Annotated in this window: 12 protein-coding genes; 8 read left to right on the forward strand and 4 right to left on the reverse strand. The window is 38.1% G+C overall.

Annotated features, from left to right (window positions below; translation table 11 throughout):
• The first annotated feature begins 47 nt into the window (after positions 1 to 47).
• The 7 genes from lpxM (at position 48) to PSF27_RS03890 (ending at position 8,652) form a co-directional block, all read left to right on the forward strand.
• Positions 48 to 1,022: a lauroyl-Kdo(2)-lipid IV(A) myristoyltransferase gene (gene lpxM / locus PSF27_RS03860; protein WP_206084176.1), complete on the forward strand. Its 975-nt coding sequence runs from the start codon at positions 48 to 50 to the stop codon at positions 1,020 to 1,022.
• A gap of 1,249 nt (positions 1,023 to 2,271) precedes the next feature.
• On the forward strand, positions 2,272 to 3,129 hold the full coding sequence (locus PSF27_RS03865; protein WP_272680889.1) for a LysR family transcriptional regulator: 858 nt from the start codon (positions 2,272 to 2,274) through the stop codon (positions 3,127 to 3,129).
• A gap of 188 nt (positions 3,130 to 3,317) precedes the next feature.
• Positions 3,318 to 3,839, forward strand: a complete 522-nt coding sequence (locus tag PSF27_RS03870; protein WP_206084178.1) for a fimbrial protein — start codon at positions 3,318 to 3,320, stop codon at positions 3,837 to 3,839.
• A 58-nt stretch (positions 3,840 to 3,897) separates the two neighbouring features.
• Positions 3,898 to 4,560, forward strand: a complete 663-nt coding sequence (locus tag PSF27_RS03875) for a fimbrial biogenesis chaperone (RefSeq protein WP_206084179.1) — start codon at positions 3,898 to 3,900, stop codon at positions 4,558 to 4,560.
• 12 nt (positions 4,561 to 4,572) lie between these two features.
• Positions 4,573 to 7,059, forward strand: coding sequence for a fimbria/pilus outer membrane usher protein (locus tag PSF27_RS03880; protein ID WP_272680890.1), 2,487 nt, complete (start codon positions 4,573 to 4,575; stop codon positions 7,057 to 7,059).
• Positions 7,060 to 7,067: 8 nt separating this feature from the next.
• On the forward strand, positions 7,068 to 8,087 hold the full coding sequence (locus PSF27_RS03885; protein WP_272680891.1) for a fimbrial protein: 1,020 nt from the start codon (positions 7,068 to 7,070) through the stop codon (positions 8,085 to 8,087).
• Positions 8,088 to 8,223: 136 nt separating this feature from the next.
• Complete coding sequence (locus PSF27_RS03890) at positions 8,224 to 8,652, forward strand: DUF7832 domain-containing protein (RefSeq protein ID WP_272680892.1); 429 nt, start codon at positions 8,224 to 8,226, stop codon at positions 8,650 to 8,652.
• A gap of 86 nt (positions 8,653 to 8,738) precedes the next feature.
• Here the strand turns inward: PSF27_RS03890 and pyk are convergent, their stop codons facing one another.
• Entirely contained in the window at positions 8,739 to 10,181 is a 1,443-nt protein-coding gene (gene pyk / locus PSF27_RS03895) for a pyruvate kinase (RefSeq protein WP_206084183.1), read from the reverse strand.
• A gap of 199 nt (positions 10,182 to 10,380) precedes the next feature.
• Positions 10,381 to 11,226: a MurR/RpiR family transcriptional regulator gene (locus PSF27_RS03900; protein WP_206084184.1), complete on the reverse strand. Its 846-nt coding sequence runs from the start codon at positions 11,224 to 11,226 to the stop codon at positions 10,381 to 10,383.
• Between the two features lie 471 nt (positions 11,227 to 11,697).
• Between PSF27_RS03900 and zwf the strand changes: the two genes are divergently transcribed.
• Entirely contained in the window at positions 11,698 to 13,173 is a 1,476-nt protein-coding gene (gene zwf / locus PSF27_RS03905) for a glucose-6-phosphate dehydrogenase (RefSeq protein ID WP_206084185.1), read from the forward strand.
• 103 nt (positions 13,174 to 13,276) lie between these two features.
• Here zwf and PSF27_RS03910 read toward each other — a convergent pair whose 3' ends face one another.
• On the reverse strand, positions 13,277 to 14,059 hold the full coding sequence (locus PSF27_RS03910) for an ABC transporter ATP-binding protein (protein WP_272538476.1): 783 nt from the start codon (positions 14,057 to 14,059) through the stop codon (positions 13,277 to 13,279).
• A gap of 73 nt (positions 14,060 to 14,132) precedes the next feature.
• Positions 14,133 to 16,208, reverse strand: coding sequence for a TonB-dependent receptor (locus PSF27_RS03915; RefSeq protein ID WP_206084187.1), 2,076 nt, complete (start codon positions 16,206 to 16,208; stop codon positions 14,133 to 14,135).
• Positions 16,209 to 16,272 lie beyond the last annotated feature (64 nt).

Below are 16,272 nucleotides of genomic sequence, written 5' to 3' on the forward strand. Positions count from 1 at the left end.
ATTATTTTAAGCTATAAAAATATAGCCATTATTCACTTGAGTGCAGTATGAATAAAGATAAAGACACAGACAGTAAAAAAGGCTATGTGCCAACATTTCATCGTTCTTATTTATTGCCAAAATATTGGGGTGTTTGGTTGGGAGCCGCTGTATTTGCAGGGCTTGCTTATATACCTGTTAAAATTCGTGACCCGATGCTGGCTAAAATAGGCAAATGGGTGGGCAGAATAGCCAAAAGTGCTCGTCGTCGTGCGAAGATCAACTTACTTTATTGCTTTCCTGAGTACACGGAAGAGCAAAGAGAAGATTTAGTTGATCGCATGTTTGAAACTGCACCGCAGTCTTTTGTCATGTTGGCGGAATTGTGCCTACGAGGGGCAAATAAAACGTTAGCACGTACACATTGGCATAATGAAGAAATCATTCAGCGGTTAAAAGAACAACAAAGTAATGTGATTTTTATGGTGCCACATGGGTGGGCAGTCGATGCACCTGCGATGTTATTAGCGGCAAAAGGCCAGCAAATGGCCGCAATGTTTCACCATCAAAAGAATCCTGTTGCAGATTATCTTTGGAACAAAGCGCGCTATCATTTTGGTGGCCGCCTCCATTCGCGAGAGGCGGGGATTAAGCCATTTATCGCATCCGTGAGGCAAGGGTACTGGGGATTCTATCTTCCTGATCAAGACCATGGTGAGGAACACAGTGAATTTGTTGATTTCTTTGGTACATACAAAGCGACACTTCCTGCAATTGGTCGTTTAATGAAAGTATGCAAAGCGAAAATTGTGCCGCTATTTCCAGTATATGATCATAAAACTCATCAATTACACATTTATATTCGTGAGCCAATGGATGACATTGATGGGAAAGACGATGAGTATATAGCACGTAGGATGAATGAAGAGCTTGAATACCTCGTCTTGCCTAGCCTTGAACAATATACATGGATTTTAAAACTATTGAAAACGCGCAAAAAAGGGGAGATAGAACCCTATCAACGTAAGGATCTGTACCGGTAGTGCGACTTAAACGTTACAATTGAAACCATCACATTACTGTGGTGGTTTTTTTTCGCTAAGAATCATGATATTCAAGCCCAATGTGTTTTTATAATTTTATAAGTTTTAACATGAAAATTTAACATAAGGTAGGGTAATCCTAGGTTAAAATATTTATTTTTAGACTTACTTCTAAAATTAAAAAATTCACGAAGATAATCCATATATAATATTTCATTCTCAATTTATTGAAATTTAAAGAAATATTTTTATTTATTGTCATTTGCATTCCATAAATTAACCTCATTTTCTACGTCAAAAACCATATTTCCCTTTTTAAATGCTTTTAAAGAGTAAGTAAACTTTATCTATTTGATGATTTGATAAAGTTTATCTATGTTATAGTTTAATGTTTTACATATTTATATTTAATGTAATTCTTCATATACATTGATTTTTTGAACAAAACAGAAATCTAACCTTTATGTCTAATCTATAACACGCATTTAAAATCGACTTAATAAGCCAGATGATTGAGGGCAATAATACGGGTTATAGGTAAAATAAATTTCAGTTAAGGAGTGCGTTAAGCGGAAGACTAATATATTTATCTATCATCATGACTGGAAAAAAACATGCTGGTTTTGTTAAACCCTCAAAATTAGAGATAAATGTGATGAAAAATGGATGTTTAGGCTAACGTTATTAAATTAGCACGCACAGATCATGGTTTCTACCGTTGACTATTGTGCTATATTTCATTTTTTATATGAGTTTTTTTAAATGTGAAGCATTTAATGTTAATTTATTATCATAAAAAGACTAACTATTAATGATAATACAGGGGGTAATTTATTCTATTATGATTAGAATTATGTTATTTTTATGATTAAATATAGATGGTAATTTAATCGTATAAAGAGAAATTTAATGATAAAGTAAAAAAAAATTATATTAAAATAAAAATTAAATAGTTTATTTCTATTTGTTATTTTAAATGAAAAATAAAAAGTCTATTTTTTTATTTATTAATTTTTAAATTAATTAAATATTATTGATTTTCATTTGATTTTTTAATTGTTAATAAATAAGAAACAATTGACCATTTAAAAACTAATGTTTTAATTTTTAAGAAAATTAACTTAAAAAAAACTAAACATATGTTTGTTAATTAACCTCTATGTATAAATACCTATTAACGCATTTAAAATATATTGCTATATTTTAATGGAATTAAAAAAATAACTTCAGGCTAATACTTGGAGAGATTATGGAAAAAACCCGAACGACATTAGATCAATGGATTACTTTACAAGCTGTCGTTGACTATGGTGGCTTTGCTCAAGCAGCTGAAATTTTGCATAGAACACAATCATCAATTAGTTATACGATTAGCAAATTAGAGCAAACATTGGAACTTGAGATATTTTCTTTAGAGAGACGCCGTGCGGTACTCACTAAACAGGGCGAACAACTTTTAGCATTATCTAGGGAGGTTACAAATAAAGCAATTTCATTAGAAGAGTTGGCTAAATCATTGAATTATGATGGTAATGGAAAAATTAATATTGTAATGGACTCTTTGTATCAAAGTGATGAAATACTTGAAAAAATAGGACAGTTCACACGTCTAAGAAAGGATTATGATATTGATTTTAAAAGAGTTTCATTAGACAGGGCCGATGTGCTATCACTGAAAAATTATGATTTGCTCATTACTCATCATAAAATTGAGTCTTTAAACCCAATTTATTTAGAGCAAGTTGATGCTATTTTAGTGACAAGCCCAGACCATAAATTACAATCATGTAATGAGTCTAATATACTGAATTTATTAGAAAAAACAACACATATCGTTCTGCTTCCTGCTTTTGGTGAAGTTGAGAAAAGCATTCAGACAATTAATGTAGCTAACGTTGAAATAGCGGTAAAATTAACTGAAAATTCAGTTGGATATTCATGGTTACCTAAAAATCTAATACAGGATGAGCTGAATAATAATTCACTAAAAGAGCTGAGAATTGCAAATAAAAGCAATGAATATCGCTTTTATATGTATTTGAATAAAAATTCAATGGTGAGTGATATTTTAAAATATTACCTTATCGATAATGATAAAAATAAATAAATACATCTTTTTTTGAATGATAAAAATAAACATAAAAATTTTAGATGTAATTTAAAAAAATTCAATGTATCAATTTGTTAACTTAACTAAAGGTAAATGGTATATTCCGTCCGCACTCCCAATATGAGTAATGTAATTATTCATTAAGTAATAATTAATAATTAAAGATCTATATTATAGGAACTATTATGAGTATTCTAAAAAAATCCCTAACAGTAATAGGGGTGGCTTTAGCTGTAACATCTGCGTCAACCGTTTTAGCTTCAGGTACAATTAATTTTACTGGAGAAATAACAGATATCGCTTGTACAGTAGATAGCAACTCTAAAAATTTAAATGTTGACCTTGGGAAAGTTTCATCAAAAAGCTTAGCTGCACAAGGTGAAGTTGCTGGACTAAAGGATTTTACAATTAAGCTTGTTGATTGCCCTGCTAACTCTAAAGTGACAGTACGTTTTGGCGGCACACGTGATACGGCTGACCGTGACATTCTTGCGATCAACCAAGCTGCGGGCGTTGCTAAAAATGTGGGTATCGCTTTATTTGAAAAAGATGCAACGACACAAATTAAACTGTTTGAAGATTCAAAAGAAGTTGAATTTGATGGTGCAACAGTCGATTTAGACTATGTTGCTCGTTATAAAGCAACGGGCGCTGCAACCGCAGGTCCTGCAAACAGCAGTGCAGTTTATAGTATTCAATACCATTAATACTATTAGAGGGTGGTATTCGCCACTCTCTATCTTTCCTTAAATCCAGGCTGTGTTTATGAAAAGAATATTACTTTCAGTATTTTTATTTACGTTCACTATGTCCAATTTTTCTTACGCAGCAGGTATTAGCGTTGGGGGAACACGATTTGTTTATGAAGAGAATAAACGTGAAATTGATATTCCAATTTATAATAGTGATAAAGAAAAACCATTTTTAATACAAAGTTGGGTATCACCCTATGAAGGTGAAGGAAAAACGCCATTTATAGCGACGCCACCTTTATTTAGGATTGAACCTGACACAAATGGTTCTGCACGTATTTCATATATAGGCGAGCCAATAGGGGCTAATCAGGAAAAACTGTATTTATTGAATATCAAATCTATACCACCAAAGGATAGTGGAATAGAAAACGAATTACAGATAATTATTAACTCACAGTTTAAATTATTTTTGCGTTCAAAAGATATTGAGCCATTCGACTTCGAAAAGGTTTTTTTAGTAAAAAAAACAGATGGAATTATGATTAATAATCAAACACCTTACCATTTGTCGATAAAAAATATATTAGTGAATGGCAATGTGGTAAATGGCAAAAACCTAATTTACCCATTTAACAACGATTATATTCTTAAAAAAAATATGAACAATGATAATTCTATAGTGGTGCAATTTATTAATGATTATGGCGCCATTATTGAGAAAAAAAACAAGTAAGAGTATATAAAAATGTCAGTTGCCTGCGCGAAAAATAAGCTAGCCTATTCTAAAATATTTATACCTATCAGCATGGTGATTTATACAAATAGTGCTATTTCTGAAGATATATTTGATATTAATGCAATTAATACAGGCATTGAAAGCCAAGTGGCGGACGTTAATAGTTTAGGCTACCTTTCGCAAGTCGGTGGACAACTGCCAGGTACTTACTATGTCGATATCTATATAAACAATAATTTAGTTGTGAACAAGAGCATAACCTTTGTTTATGACAATAAAATAAAAAAGCTCATCCCTGAAGTGACAAAAAAAATGTTATTAGAATGGGGAGTGAAAAATTCAGTAAGCCAAGAATTCTCAGATATGAATGAGAACGAATATGTGAAAAACATTGAGACACTTATTCCAGGGGCGAAGCTGGGCTATCATTTTGAAGTTAATCAATTGCAATTAAGTATTCCTCAAATTGGGTTAGAGAATACGAGCCGTGGTTATGTTGAACCAAGTGAATGGGACGACGGAATTAATGCCGCGTTTGTTAATTATACAGCAAGATATAACAAGTATTGGTATAAAGACAGAGATAACAATAATAACTCATTTCTAGGTTTGAGAAGTGGCATTAATTTAAATGCATGGCGGCTAAGAAATCATAGTACATACAGTAAAACGATGGATGAAAGCCATTGGAATAACCTACAAACTTATTTAGAACGGGATATTCGAACATTAAAAAGCCGTTTAACGATTGGCGAAACATCTTCTGATAATGGTGTAATGGAAAGCAACCCGTTTCGTGGGGTTAGATTAGCGTCAGATGAGAGCATGTTACCACAAAGCCAGAGGGGCTTTGCACCTGTTGTAACGGGAATTGCACAGACCAATGCCATTGTGACGGTAAGGCAAAATGGTAATGTCATTTACCAAACGACAGTACCGCCAGGTGAGTTTTCGATTAATGACCTTTACCCAACATCTTATAGTGGTGATTTAGACGTTACTATTGAAGAAACAAATGGTACAACACGTTCTTTTATTCAACCATTTTCAGCTGTGCCAATGATGCAAAGGTCTGGAGCGCTAAAATACAGTCTCGATATTGGTAAATATAATGTTGATAATGCGCGAAGAAATCCTAATTTTGCACAAGCTTCTGCAATTTATGGTTTACCTTATAACATGTCGATATATGGTGGTTTTTTAGTTTCCGCTGATTACCAAGCTTATACAATGGGAACTGGCATCAATTTGGGAAATATTGGCGCTATCTCAACGGATATTACGCAAGCCTCGACAACATTAATTGATAAAACAAAAGCGGATGGGCAATCATATCGCGTTCAATATTCAAAATACCTGCCTGGTACAGGTACATCATTTTCGTTAGCTTCATATCGTTATTCAACAAAAAACTATTATGATTTTTCTTCATCAAATAACTACTTCTACGATATAGGCAGGAAAAAGCAACAATTCCAAGCGTCTATTTCACAGTCATTGGATGGAGTTGGCTATTTTTCCGTCAATGGCTATCAACAGTATTATTGGGATAAGGGCGGTTCAGATAAAAATTTGACAATGAGTTTTAGTTCAAATTACAACGCGATGAACTACAGTGTTGCTTATTCATATATAAAGCAAGACTACTCTAATACAAATGATCAAATGCTTTCGGTGAATTTGAGTATCCCATTTGATATTGGTCAGAAAAATAATTGGGTTAATTATAGTTTTAATACTAGTCGTAAAGGAGATTCAACAAGTTCGCTTAGCTTTAATGGCACACGTTTAGAAGATAATAACCTTCAATACGACCTTACTCAACGTTATAACCATAGCAGAAATGAATACAGTAATTCGATAAGTGCTAACTATATTATTTCTGCAGGAGAATACAGCGCTGGATATAACTATGATCCTAAATATAACTCTGTAGATTTAGGTGCAACAGGTGCGCTGTTACTGCATTCTGGCGGAATGACGGCATCTCGAACAATTTATGACTCAGCGGTATTAGTTAAAGCGGAAGATATCGACAATCTTAAAGTGAATAACTCCCAAGCTTTATATACGGATGCCTCGGGTTATGCGGTTATTCCAACAGTGACACGTTATGAACGTAATAAGGTAAGTGTGGATACTGCCACATTGACAGGAAATAATGATGTTGCAATCAATACGACGACAGTTGTTCCGACACAAGGTGCAATTGTATTAGCAAATTTCCAAGCGAAACGCGGGGCAAGAATTTTATTAAGGTTAATGAATAAAGATAATCCGATTGCTTTTGGTACTCAAGTCTTCGTGTTTGAAAAAGATAAACAAGTGACTAGTGGTATTGTAGCCAATGATGGTGAAGTGTATTTAAGTGGTGTACCAGAGCAAAGTGTTATTAAAGTGAAGTGGGGGAATAAACCAGCGCAGCAATGCACTGTGCCGCTTTTATTATCACTAGAGAGTGACAAAATTCAGTTTATAGAACGCGTTTGTGAATAGGAGTTATCATGAAAAAATTAGGTTTAATATTCTGTATTCCTGCGCTTTTATATTCACAATCTGGTTTCGCAGAATATAGAGCTGAATTTGTGACAAGAACAAAAGATGTAGCAAAAACACTTTATGTGCCTCGAACTTTGCCTGTTGGCAGTTTTATTGATTCGGTCGATTTGGGAGGTTACACACCGTGGGTTTGGTGGAATGTCACAGGTCGAACAGAAGTGGGAATTTATCTTACAGGGCTTTCAGCTCCATCAATAAAAATCCCTGGTGTTGGTTATGTGAGAGAGATCAACAGCTCAGGTGTAGGCTATGCGCTTCATGGCACAGTGACAAGCCCTTGTTCAGGAAATGCATATGTTGACGGCGTGAATACTAAAGATGGAAATATTAGCAATAGAATGATTTGTGGTGTTAATTCATCTTCAGCATCCTATTCCGTACAGTTAAGAGCAGATTTTTATAAAGTGGGTGAAAATGTTACAACACAAACATTACCCAGTATTGAGGCTGCAATGCTTATTTTGTACAACAATGGTTTTATTACGTCTGATTCATATGGAAAAACGGAGCCACGAGTCATGATGGGTCCAGTAAAGGTAGTTTCAAGCGGGTGCGAAGTGAAAAATAAAAATATTGATGTTCCTTTTGGAAATGTTAGCAAAACAACTTTTTCAGGCGTGGGGTCAACGAGTCCAGAGAGTCAGAAAAATCTTCAAATACAACTCGATTGTGACCCTATTTCGGCAATTAGGGTAACGTTTATCGGAACACAAGATGCGAGCCAAACACCAGGGGCTATTGCATTGAATGACTTAAGCGACATCAATACCGCGCAAGGTTATGCTATTCAAGTTAAATATAAAGGCGAGCCAATTAAATTGAATCAGCTGATGACTTTAGTCGAAAAAAATAGCAGTGCAGGGTTATATAATATTCCTTTAGAAGCCGCCTATATACAAACACAATCTGCAACGAAAACAGGCAAAGCGAATGGCACATTACAGTTTAATCTACAATATCATTAGCAATGGTAGCTTCTGTATTTAGCAAACAACTAAATGCAGAAGCACACTGTTTTATGCCAAATTTCCTATCAATTAAATGAATTTAACCCTGTATAGTAATGGTCGTTGATAAATAATAATGAAGGTGTAAAAGACAATGGCAATTGATCGTATGGATTGGCACTATGGAGGCGATTACCCTGAAGGGCTTCCTACTGAAAATGGTGGAACGCACATTGGTTTTTACCTGACTTGGATCATTCAAAATAATTTAGTTGGTGAGTTTCACCTTGAAGAATCGGAAGATGAAATTGAGTTAGTTAAAGCACGAAAAATGGATGGTCGCGAATTCTTAATTTCTATGTGTGATGAAAAATTTATCAGTGAAGATTTAAACGATGAAGGTAATGCGTTCACTGAGTTTTATTACGGGGCAGAAGAAGGTGGGTACTTCGATGATTATGAACGTGTTTTACAAAGTGATTTACCGTCTACTTATCATGTTGAAAATAGTTGGGAAAATTACGATAAAATTGCCGTAATAATTAGCGATGCGTTTGCCAAGTGGAAGAAGGCAAAAGCTTGATGATACGGATATGATAAAGGCAGCGAATAACCGCTGCCTTTTATGTTCGATAACCTAATTCCGCTCAGTTGAACACAGAGGGAAGATTATTCGACTTCTAAGATACGGCAAGTATTAGTGCTTCCTACTGTACCCATCAGGTCACCTTGGGTCACGAGGACGATATCTCCACTCATTAAATAGCCGTTATCACGTAAGCGAGTGACGGCCTCAGCTGCAGCTTCAATACCATCAGTGTGTGTGCTACAGAAAACAGGGGTAACGCCGCGATACAATGAGCACTGGTTCAGTGTTTTTTCGTGACGTGACATAGCGAAAATAGGTAAGCCAGAACTGATGCGGGACATCATACGGGCGGTACGACCTGATTCAGTCATCGCAATAATTGCTTTTACCCCTTTCAGATGGTTAGCTGCGTACATCGTTGACATCGCGATGGCTTCTTCAGGGCTGCTAAATTCAGCATCTAAACGGTGTTTAGACACATTTAAACCAGGCATTTTTTCTGCGCCAAAACAAACTTGTGCCATGGCGGCAACGGTTTCTGCTGGGTACTGACCCGCGGCGGTTTCTGCGGATAACATCACCGCATCCGTGCCATCTAACACTGCATTCGCCACATCCATGACTTCTGCGCGTGTTGGCATTGGGTTTGTTATCATTGACTCCATCATTTGGGTTGCAGTGATAACGACACGGTTTAATTGACGTGAACGGCGGATTAGCTTTTTCTGGACAGCAACGAGTTCAGGATCACCAATTTCCACGCCTAAGTCACCACGAGCGACCATAACAACGTCAGAGGCAAGGATAACTTCATCCATAACTTGGTCATTTGCAACGGCTTCTGCACGCTCAACTTTCGCTACGATTTGGCATTCACAACCTGCGTCACGCGCTAAACGACGCGCATAATCTAAATCTTCCCCTGAACGTGGGAAAGAAACTGCTAAGTAGTCGACATTAATTTTAGCGGCAGTTTTGATATCTTCTTTATCTTTGTCTGTTAACGCTTCAGCAGAAAGGCCACCACCTAATTTATTGATACCTTTATTATTTGATAATTGGCCGCCAACGGTTACTTCCGTAAAGACTTGCAAACCTTGTACTTCACGGACTTTTAATTGAACACGCCCATCATCAAGTAGCAGGATATCACCAGGAACGACATCAGCAGGTAACCCTTTATAGTCGATGCCGACTTTTTGCTGGTCACCTTCACCTTTGCCTAAGTTTGCATCAAGAATGAATTTATCACCGATATTTAAGAATACTTTACCGTCTTTAAACGTAGAAACACGAATTTTAGGACCTTGCAAATCACCGAGGATCGCAACATGGCGACCTAAACGAGCGGCAATTTCACGCACTTTGTTAGCACGTAGCTGATGGTCTTCTGGAGTTCCGTGGGAGAAGTTAAGGCGAACAACATTGGCACCTGCATTGATAATTTTTTCGAGGTTATTATCACGATCAGTAGCTGGACCAAGAGTTGTAACAATTTTAGTTCTTCTAAGCCGTCTAGACATGTATGACTCCGTTGACCTGTAATGGTGTTGATAAAAGAGTGAAACCATTTCACTCCATTTCGAAACCTGTTTACTGCAAATAGGGATGCTGACACGAGCACAGCTATTATATACTGCAAATTTCTTAATGCTATCAGGTCTGTAAAACTATTAAAGTCCGATGAGCACAGAAAGACATTTTATCCTGTCAGTTTTAGCTTTAGACGTTATCAAACCGCGAATCGCGTAAGGCTTCTTTGACACGCTTCAAGTTATCTCTAAATTTTTCACCTCTTCTTAACGTAAATCCAGTTGTTAATACATCAACAACAGCAAGTTGCGCCATTCGAGAAACCATCGGCATGTATATATCAGTATCTTCAGGGACATCAATAATGATAGATAATGAAGCGGCTTGTGCCAGAGGGGCATTTTCTGAAGTGATAGCGATGACCGTTGCATCATTTTGTCGGGCTAATTGAGCCATCTCAACAAGGGCTTTTGTTCTCCCAGTATGGGAAATGAGCACAATGACGTCCCCTTCAGTACTATTCATACAGCTCATACGTTGCATGACAATATCATCAAAATACATGACAGGAATATTAAAGCGAAAAAACTTATTCATTGCATCGTGAGCGACGGCAGCGGATGCGCCGAAGCCAAAAAAACTAATTTTTCGTGCTTGGGTGAGTAAGTCAACAGCTCGATTAATTGCGCCGATGTCAAGCGTATGTTTCACATGATCAAGACCCGCCATCGCGGATTCGAAAATTTTGTGTGTATAGGTGTTTACTGTATCCGTTTCTTCTACATGTCGATTAACGTAGGGGGTGCCATTAGCCAAGTTTTGGGCGAGGCGAAGTTTGAAATCGGGAAACCCTTTGGTATCCATCTTTCGGCAAAATCGGTTAACTGTAGGTTCACTGACATCAGCTAATTGAGCAAGGGTTGCGATACTCAGATGAATAGCGCGCTGTGGCATCCCTAAAATCACTTCAGCCACTTTTTTCTCCGATTTGCTTAAAAAATCGAGGCTGGTTTTCATTTGTTCTAAAATATTCATAATAGCAAAAGCGCCTATTTCATCAAAAGGAGAAATTTTTCTGCCATCACGCTATGTTATGTTTCATTATAAGCTGGCTGTCGTGAGGCAATCACTTAGAGTGAAAATATACTATGTGCGGTAAGTAGGCTATCTGAATGCAGGTGATAAATGGCAGCTTTTTTGTAAACTTTGAAGCGTATCTAATTTTCACCTCAGTAAGTTGACCTCATTTTTTGTCATTTTATTACGGAAGCTGGCTCCTTTCAGTTTTCGAGTTAGTTTTACGGGTAGGATGACATAAAGTGTATAATGGCAGTTAAGAACAATGATATGCTGCTTTTTTCAGCATAAAAACTGTGATCAGTATCATGAAGATTTACTGAGCACTAGCAACAGGGTACATTAGCGGAATTAGGGCTAATTTTAACAAAATTACAATAAGGCCTATCCTAGTTAGGTCTTAGATTCCGCAAATTGAGGAGAACCAATATGGCGGTACATAATGCTGCTCAAGCTTGTGACTTAATTATTTTCGGTACCAAGGGAGATCTCGCGCGTCGTAAGCTGCTTCCTTCTTTATATCAGTTGGAAAAGGCGGGTTACATCCACCCTGACACACGAATTATCGGCGTAGGCCGTGCAGATTGGACACAAGCTGATTATGTCGAATTCGTTAAAGAAGCGTTAGACAAATTCTTAAAAGAAGAACTCGATTCAGCATTGTGGGAAAAACTCAGTGCCCGCTTAGATTTCTGTAATTTAGACGTTAACGAAACAGACAGTTTTGTGCGTTTAGCGGATATGCTAAAGCAAGATTCACACCCAGCTATTCATTACTTTGCCATGCCACCAAGCACATTCGGTGCAATGTGCCAAGGTCTTGGTCACGCAAAATTAAACAAAAAACCAAACCGTGTCGTGATGGAAAAACCATTAGGTACTGATTTGGAATCTTCTCAAGAAATCAATAATGAAGTAGCGAAATACTTTGACGAAAGCCAAGTTTATCGTATTGACCACTATTTAGGCAAAGAAACAGTTTTAAACCTGTTAGCGCTGCGTTTTGCAAACTCGTTGTTTATCAACAACTGGGATAATCGTACGATTGACCATGTGCAAATTACTGTTGCAGAAGAAGTTGGGATTGAAGGCCGTTGGGGCTATTTTGACCAAGCAGGTCAAATGCGCGATATGATTCAAAACCACTTACTGCAAATTCTGACGATGATTGCCATGTCGCCACCTGCCGATTTAACCACTGACCGTATTCGTGATGAGAAAGTCAAAGTGTTGCGCTCATTACGCCGTATTGACCATACCAATGTGCGTGAAAAAGCAGTGCGTGGGCAATACACCTCTGGTTTTGTTCAAGGTAAAAAAGTCCCTGGCTACCTCGAGGAAGAGGGGGCTAACAAGCAGAGTATGACGGAGTCATTCGTTGCACTACGTGTGGATATCGACGATTGGCGTTGGGCGGGTGTGCCTTTCTATTTACGTACAGGTAAGCGCCTACCAGCAAAATGTTCAGAAGTGGTTGTGTACTTTAAAAAGCCTGCACTGAATATTTTCTCTGAAAGCTATCAAGATTTACCACAAAACAAACTGACTATCCGTTTGCAGCCAGATGAAGGGATTGATATCGAAATTATGAATAAGGCTCCAGGCCTTGATCATAAACACCGTTTGCAAACCACTAAATTGGACTTAAGTTTCTCTGAAACCTTTAATCAAACTCATCTAGCCGATGCCTATGAGCGTCTACTGCTTGAAGCAATGCGTGGTATCCAAGCGTTATTCGTACGTCGTGATGAAGTTGAAGAAGCATGGAAATTTGTTGATTCTATCATGGATGCATGGGCAATGGATAACGAAGCACCAAAACCATATCAAGCGGGAACGTGGGGGCCAATTGCTTCTGTTGCAATGATTGCTCGCGATGGCCGTTCTTGGAATGAATTTGAATAATTATAGGTAAAACAGTTATTCATTGCAGTTAAGCCTCATCTTGAAGTGACTCAATAAATTGGTCATCTCACAGGTGGGGCTTTTTTTTTGCATAAAAATAGACTTAATAAGGCACTATCATTGGGGTGTGGGTGATAGGGTCAGGCGTAATTAAACAATTGACATCAAATACTTGCTTAATTAATTGAGCGTTGACGATATCTTGGGGCTTGCCTTGGGCAACAATCGAGCCTTTTACCATGACCACGAGGTTGTCTGCATAACGGCAAGCCTGATTGAGGTCATGCAGTACGGTGACAATAGTACGGCCTTGTTGCTGGTTTAAACGCTGAAAAATATTGAGTAACTCTATTTGATAAGCAATATCAAGGTAGGTAGTTGGCTCATCTAACAGGATAATTTCTGTTTGCTGGGCGAGGATCATCGCAACCCAAACGCGCTGGCGTTGCCCTCCGGACAACGATTCGACAGGGGTATCAGCAAATTCAGTAATACCAGTCAGTTGCATCGCTTCAGTAACCGCGAGTTTATCTTCATTACGCCACTGGTGCATTAAGCTTTGATGAGGAAAGCGGCCTCTAGCCACTAAGTCCATGGCAGTGATACCTGATGGCGCTTGCATTGTTTGTGGTAACAAGGCTATTTGTTGAGCTAATGTTTTAGTCGAATAGGTTGACAATGGTTGCTGGTCAAGGGAAACATAGCCGGAGCGTGGCGTTAACAAACGGCATAAACTGCGCAGTAAAGTGGATTTACCACACCCATTAGGCCCAATGATGACAGTCACTTGGTTATCAGGGATTATTAATGATATATCATGGCAAATAGGGACGTCATGATAACCGAGCGTTAATGCATGGGTTTGTAACCGACTATTATTATTCATATAATTTCATTGTGCTATTAAAATAAGAGGTGCGTTTTACCTACACCTCTATTTATTGACGTTAAAAGTAATTTTAGAAACGCAGTTCCATTGTTGCACCTAACATTCTAGGGCGTTGATAAATCGCGGTTTCAATGTTGTTATCTGGGATCAAAATACGTTTATCCGAGTCAAACAGGTTTTGGGCAAATACCGTCGCACGTCCCCACTTAAAGTCATAGCCTAATTGCAGGTTTGCAACCCAAAATGAGTCTATTTTAGATGTTTCATTGTTATTAGCTTGCGAGAAGTAATCACCAGAGAACTGCACATTACCACTGATATCAATGGATGGAGTTAATTGGTATTTTGCACCTACATTTGCAGTGTAATTAGGGGCGCGGGCGAGTTCTTTACCTTCGATTCCACTATTACCAAAGTCTTTAATATTGGTTCGCAATAAACCGAGTCCGGTATTGAGTTCTAATGACTCAACGGGCTGATAGGCAACGCTAAATTCAGCACCATAGGTTTCGACTTTCTTTGCATTACGAATCGTGGTCGAATTGGGCCCTAAATAAAAGGGTAATTGCATATCCTTGTAATCGTTGTAGAACAGGTTGGTCATGATTGATAGCTTGTTATCCAATAAGCTATTACGACCATACAAACTATAGTTCCACACGTATTCAGGGGAATATGTATAGGTGACGATTGGTTTTCCAAGGGTTACCCCTGCACCACCCCCGTTATAACCTCGTCCAATTGCGAACCCAACCGTCTGGTTTTGAGCGGGTTTCCATGCAAAATCGGCTTTGGGTAAGAAGGTGTTATAGGTTTCATCGAAGTCGATATATACCGCGGGGCTTCCACCTTTACGAGTATGCTGCTCTCGTTCAAATCGTCCTGATAAAGTAATATCAACTTCGGGAACTACTGCATAGGTGACAGACCCATAAGCGGAAGCAGTTTCTGTTTTATCATCAAAGTAACTGCCACCAAATAAATCGACAAACTCATCTTGTTTACCATGGAAATAGCGCACACCGACGATCCCATTGAGAATGTCGTTATCGGTTTTAAATCGCAGCATTGGTTCTAATTCAAATTCTTTGGCATCAATGTCTGCGCGCGGTGTTGGTGCTTTTGTTCGACGGTGGGTAGTGAACCCCGTATAGATTAGCGTATTTTCCCACGTTAAATTTTCATTGGCTTCCCATGAGGTATTCCAAATACCGCTGGTGGTTTTGCGCTCGATAACAGGTCGGAAACGAGAAGGGGCTTCTGGTGCTAAATTTTTCGCCATATTAGCTTCATTTTGTGGCGAACGGCTATCCATATGTGAGAATGTTAATTTACTTTTAAATTCAGGCATATCGAGGGGTTCGTATAATAATTTGCTACGAACGGTGGTTGACTCAATATCACGTGGATTACCGACGGGAGAGTAGCTATCCATTTTGGTAAAGCTTTCACGCTCTTGCTTTTCTACCGTAAAACGAAAAGCGAGTTTATCATCAATTAACGGCCCCGAAACCATGGCGGCAGTTTGTTGAAAACCTTGTTGGCCGAGGCCCCCTTTTACTGCACCTTCCCAATAAAATGTCGGGTCTAAAGTTTTGACTAAAATAGCCCCTGCAATGGCATTTCGCCCTTGTACGTAGCTTTGTGGGTCACGGAAAATTTCAACGCTGTCAACATCCCATAAAGACTGTGCACCATATCCAAATTCATTGTAAGTAAAGGAACGGCCATCGACAGAAAAATTAACCCGTGGCCGCGTGCCGGCAAGGAAGGCAATTGCACCCTGTGCAGGGCCTGAGCCGTCCACGCCTCGAATAGCGGGTAAGGCATTGCTGTTTCCGGTATCAACGATATTGGGTGTCATCTGCAACAGCGTATTGACATCGGCATTGGGGATAGCTTCAATTTGTTTAAAATCATACACAGTGACACTGGAACCAGTGTCATATATTGATTTATTCAGTTTTTCCCCTGTCACAATTAGTACGTCACTGTGGTTTTCACGCTTTTTATTGCTTTGCGAAGTCGATTCGGTATCAGCTGCATACGCTTGTGGAATAGCGACCCAAAGGGTACTAAATAAAGCAGCTTGTACCATCGTTGTTATTGATTTTCTTTTTATATTAATAGCTGGAACATCAGACATTAATCTTTTCCTTCATGCTATGAGCATGTAATAAGACGATTGATGAGATGCATTCACTACTTGC

Origin of the sequence: Providencia sp. PROV129, assembly GCF_028482245.1 — a bacterium.
GTDB classification, from domain to species: Bacteria; Pseudomonadota; Gammaproteobacteria; order Enterobacterales; family Enterobacteriaceae; genus Providencia; species Providencia vermicola.

What these genes read in the sequence shown, in the direction of transcription:
- PSF27_RS03900 (WP_206084184.1), bottom strand. Translation starts at nt 11,226, where the DNA reads ATGAATATTTTAGAACAAATGAAAACCAGCCTCGATTTTTTAAGCAAA.
- PSF27_RS03915 (WP_206084187.1), bottom strand. Translation starts at nt 16,208, where the DNA reads ATGTCTGATGTTCCAGCTATTAATATAAAAAGAAAATCAATAACAACG.
- PSF27_RS03870 (WP_206084178.1), top strand. Translation starts at nt 3,318, where the DNA reads ATGAGTATTCTAAAAAAATCCCTAACAGTAATAGGGGTGGCTTTAGCT.
- lpxM (WP_206084176.1), top strand. Translation starts at nt 48, where the DNA reads ATGAATAAAGATAAAGACACAGACAGTAAAAAAGGCTATGTGCCAACA.
- PSF27_RS03865 (WP_272680889.1), top strand. Translation starts at nt 2,272, where the DNA reads ATGGAAAAAACCCGAACGACATTAGATCAATGGATTACTTTACAAGCT.
- PSF27_RS03885 (WP_272680891.1), top strand. Translation starts at nt 7,068, where the DNA reads ATGAAAAAATTAGGTTTAATATTCTGTATTCCTGCGCTTTTATATTCA.
- pyk (WP_206084183.1), bottom strand. Translation starts at nt 10,181, where the DNA reads ATGTCTAGACGGCTTAGAAGAACTAAAATTGTTACAACTCTTGGTCCA.
- PSF27_RS03875 (WP_206084179.1), top strand. Translation starts at nt 3,898, where the DNA reads ATGAAAAGAATATTACTTTCAGTATTTTTATTTACGTTCACTATGTCC.
- zwf (WP_206084185.1), top strand. Translation starts at nt 11,698, where the DNA reads ATGGCGGTACATAATGCTGCTCAAGCTTGTGACTTAATTATTTTCGGT.
- PSF27_RS03890 (WP_272680892.1), top strand. Translation starts at nt 8,224, where the DNA reads ATGGCAATTGATCGTATGGATTGGCACTATGGAGGCGATTACCCTGAA.
- PSF27_RS03880 (WP_272680890.1), top strand. Translation starts at nt 4,573, where the DNA reads ATGTCAGTTGCCTGCGCGAAAAATAAGCTAGCCTATTCTAAAATATTT.
- PSF27_RS03910 (WP_272538476.1), bottom strand. Translation starts at nt 14,059, where the DNA reads ATGAATAATAATAGTCGGTTACAAACCCATGCATTAACGCTCGGTTAT.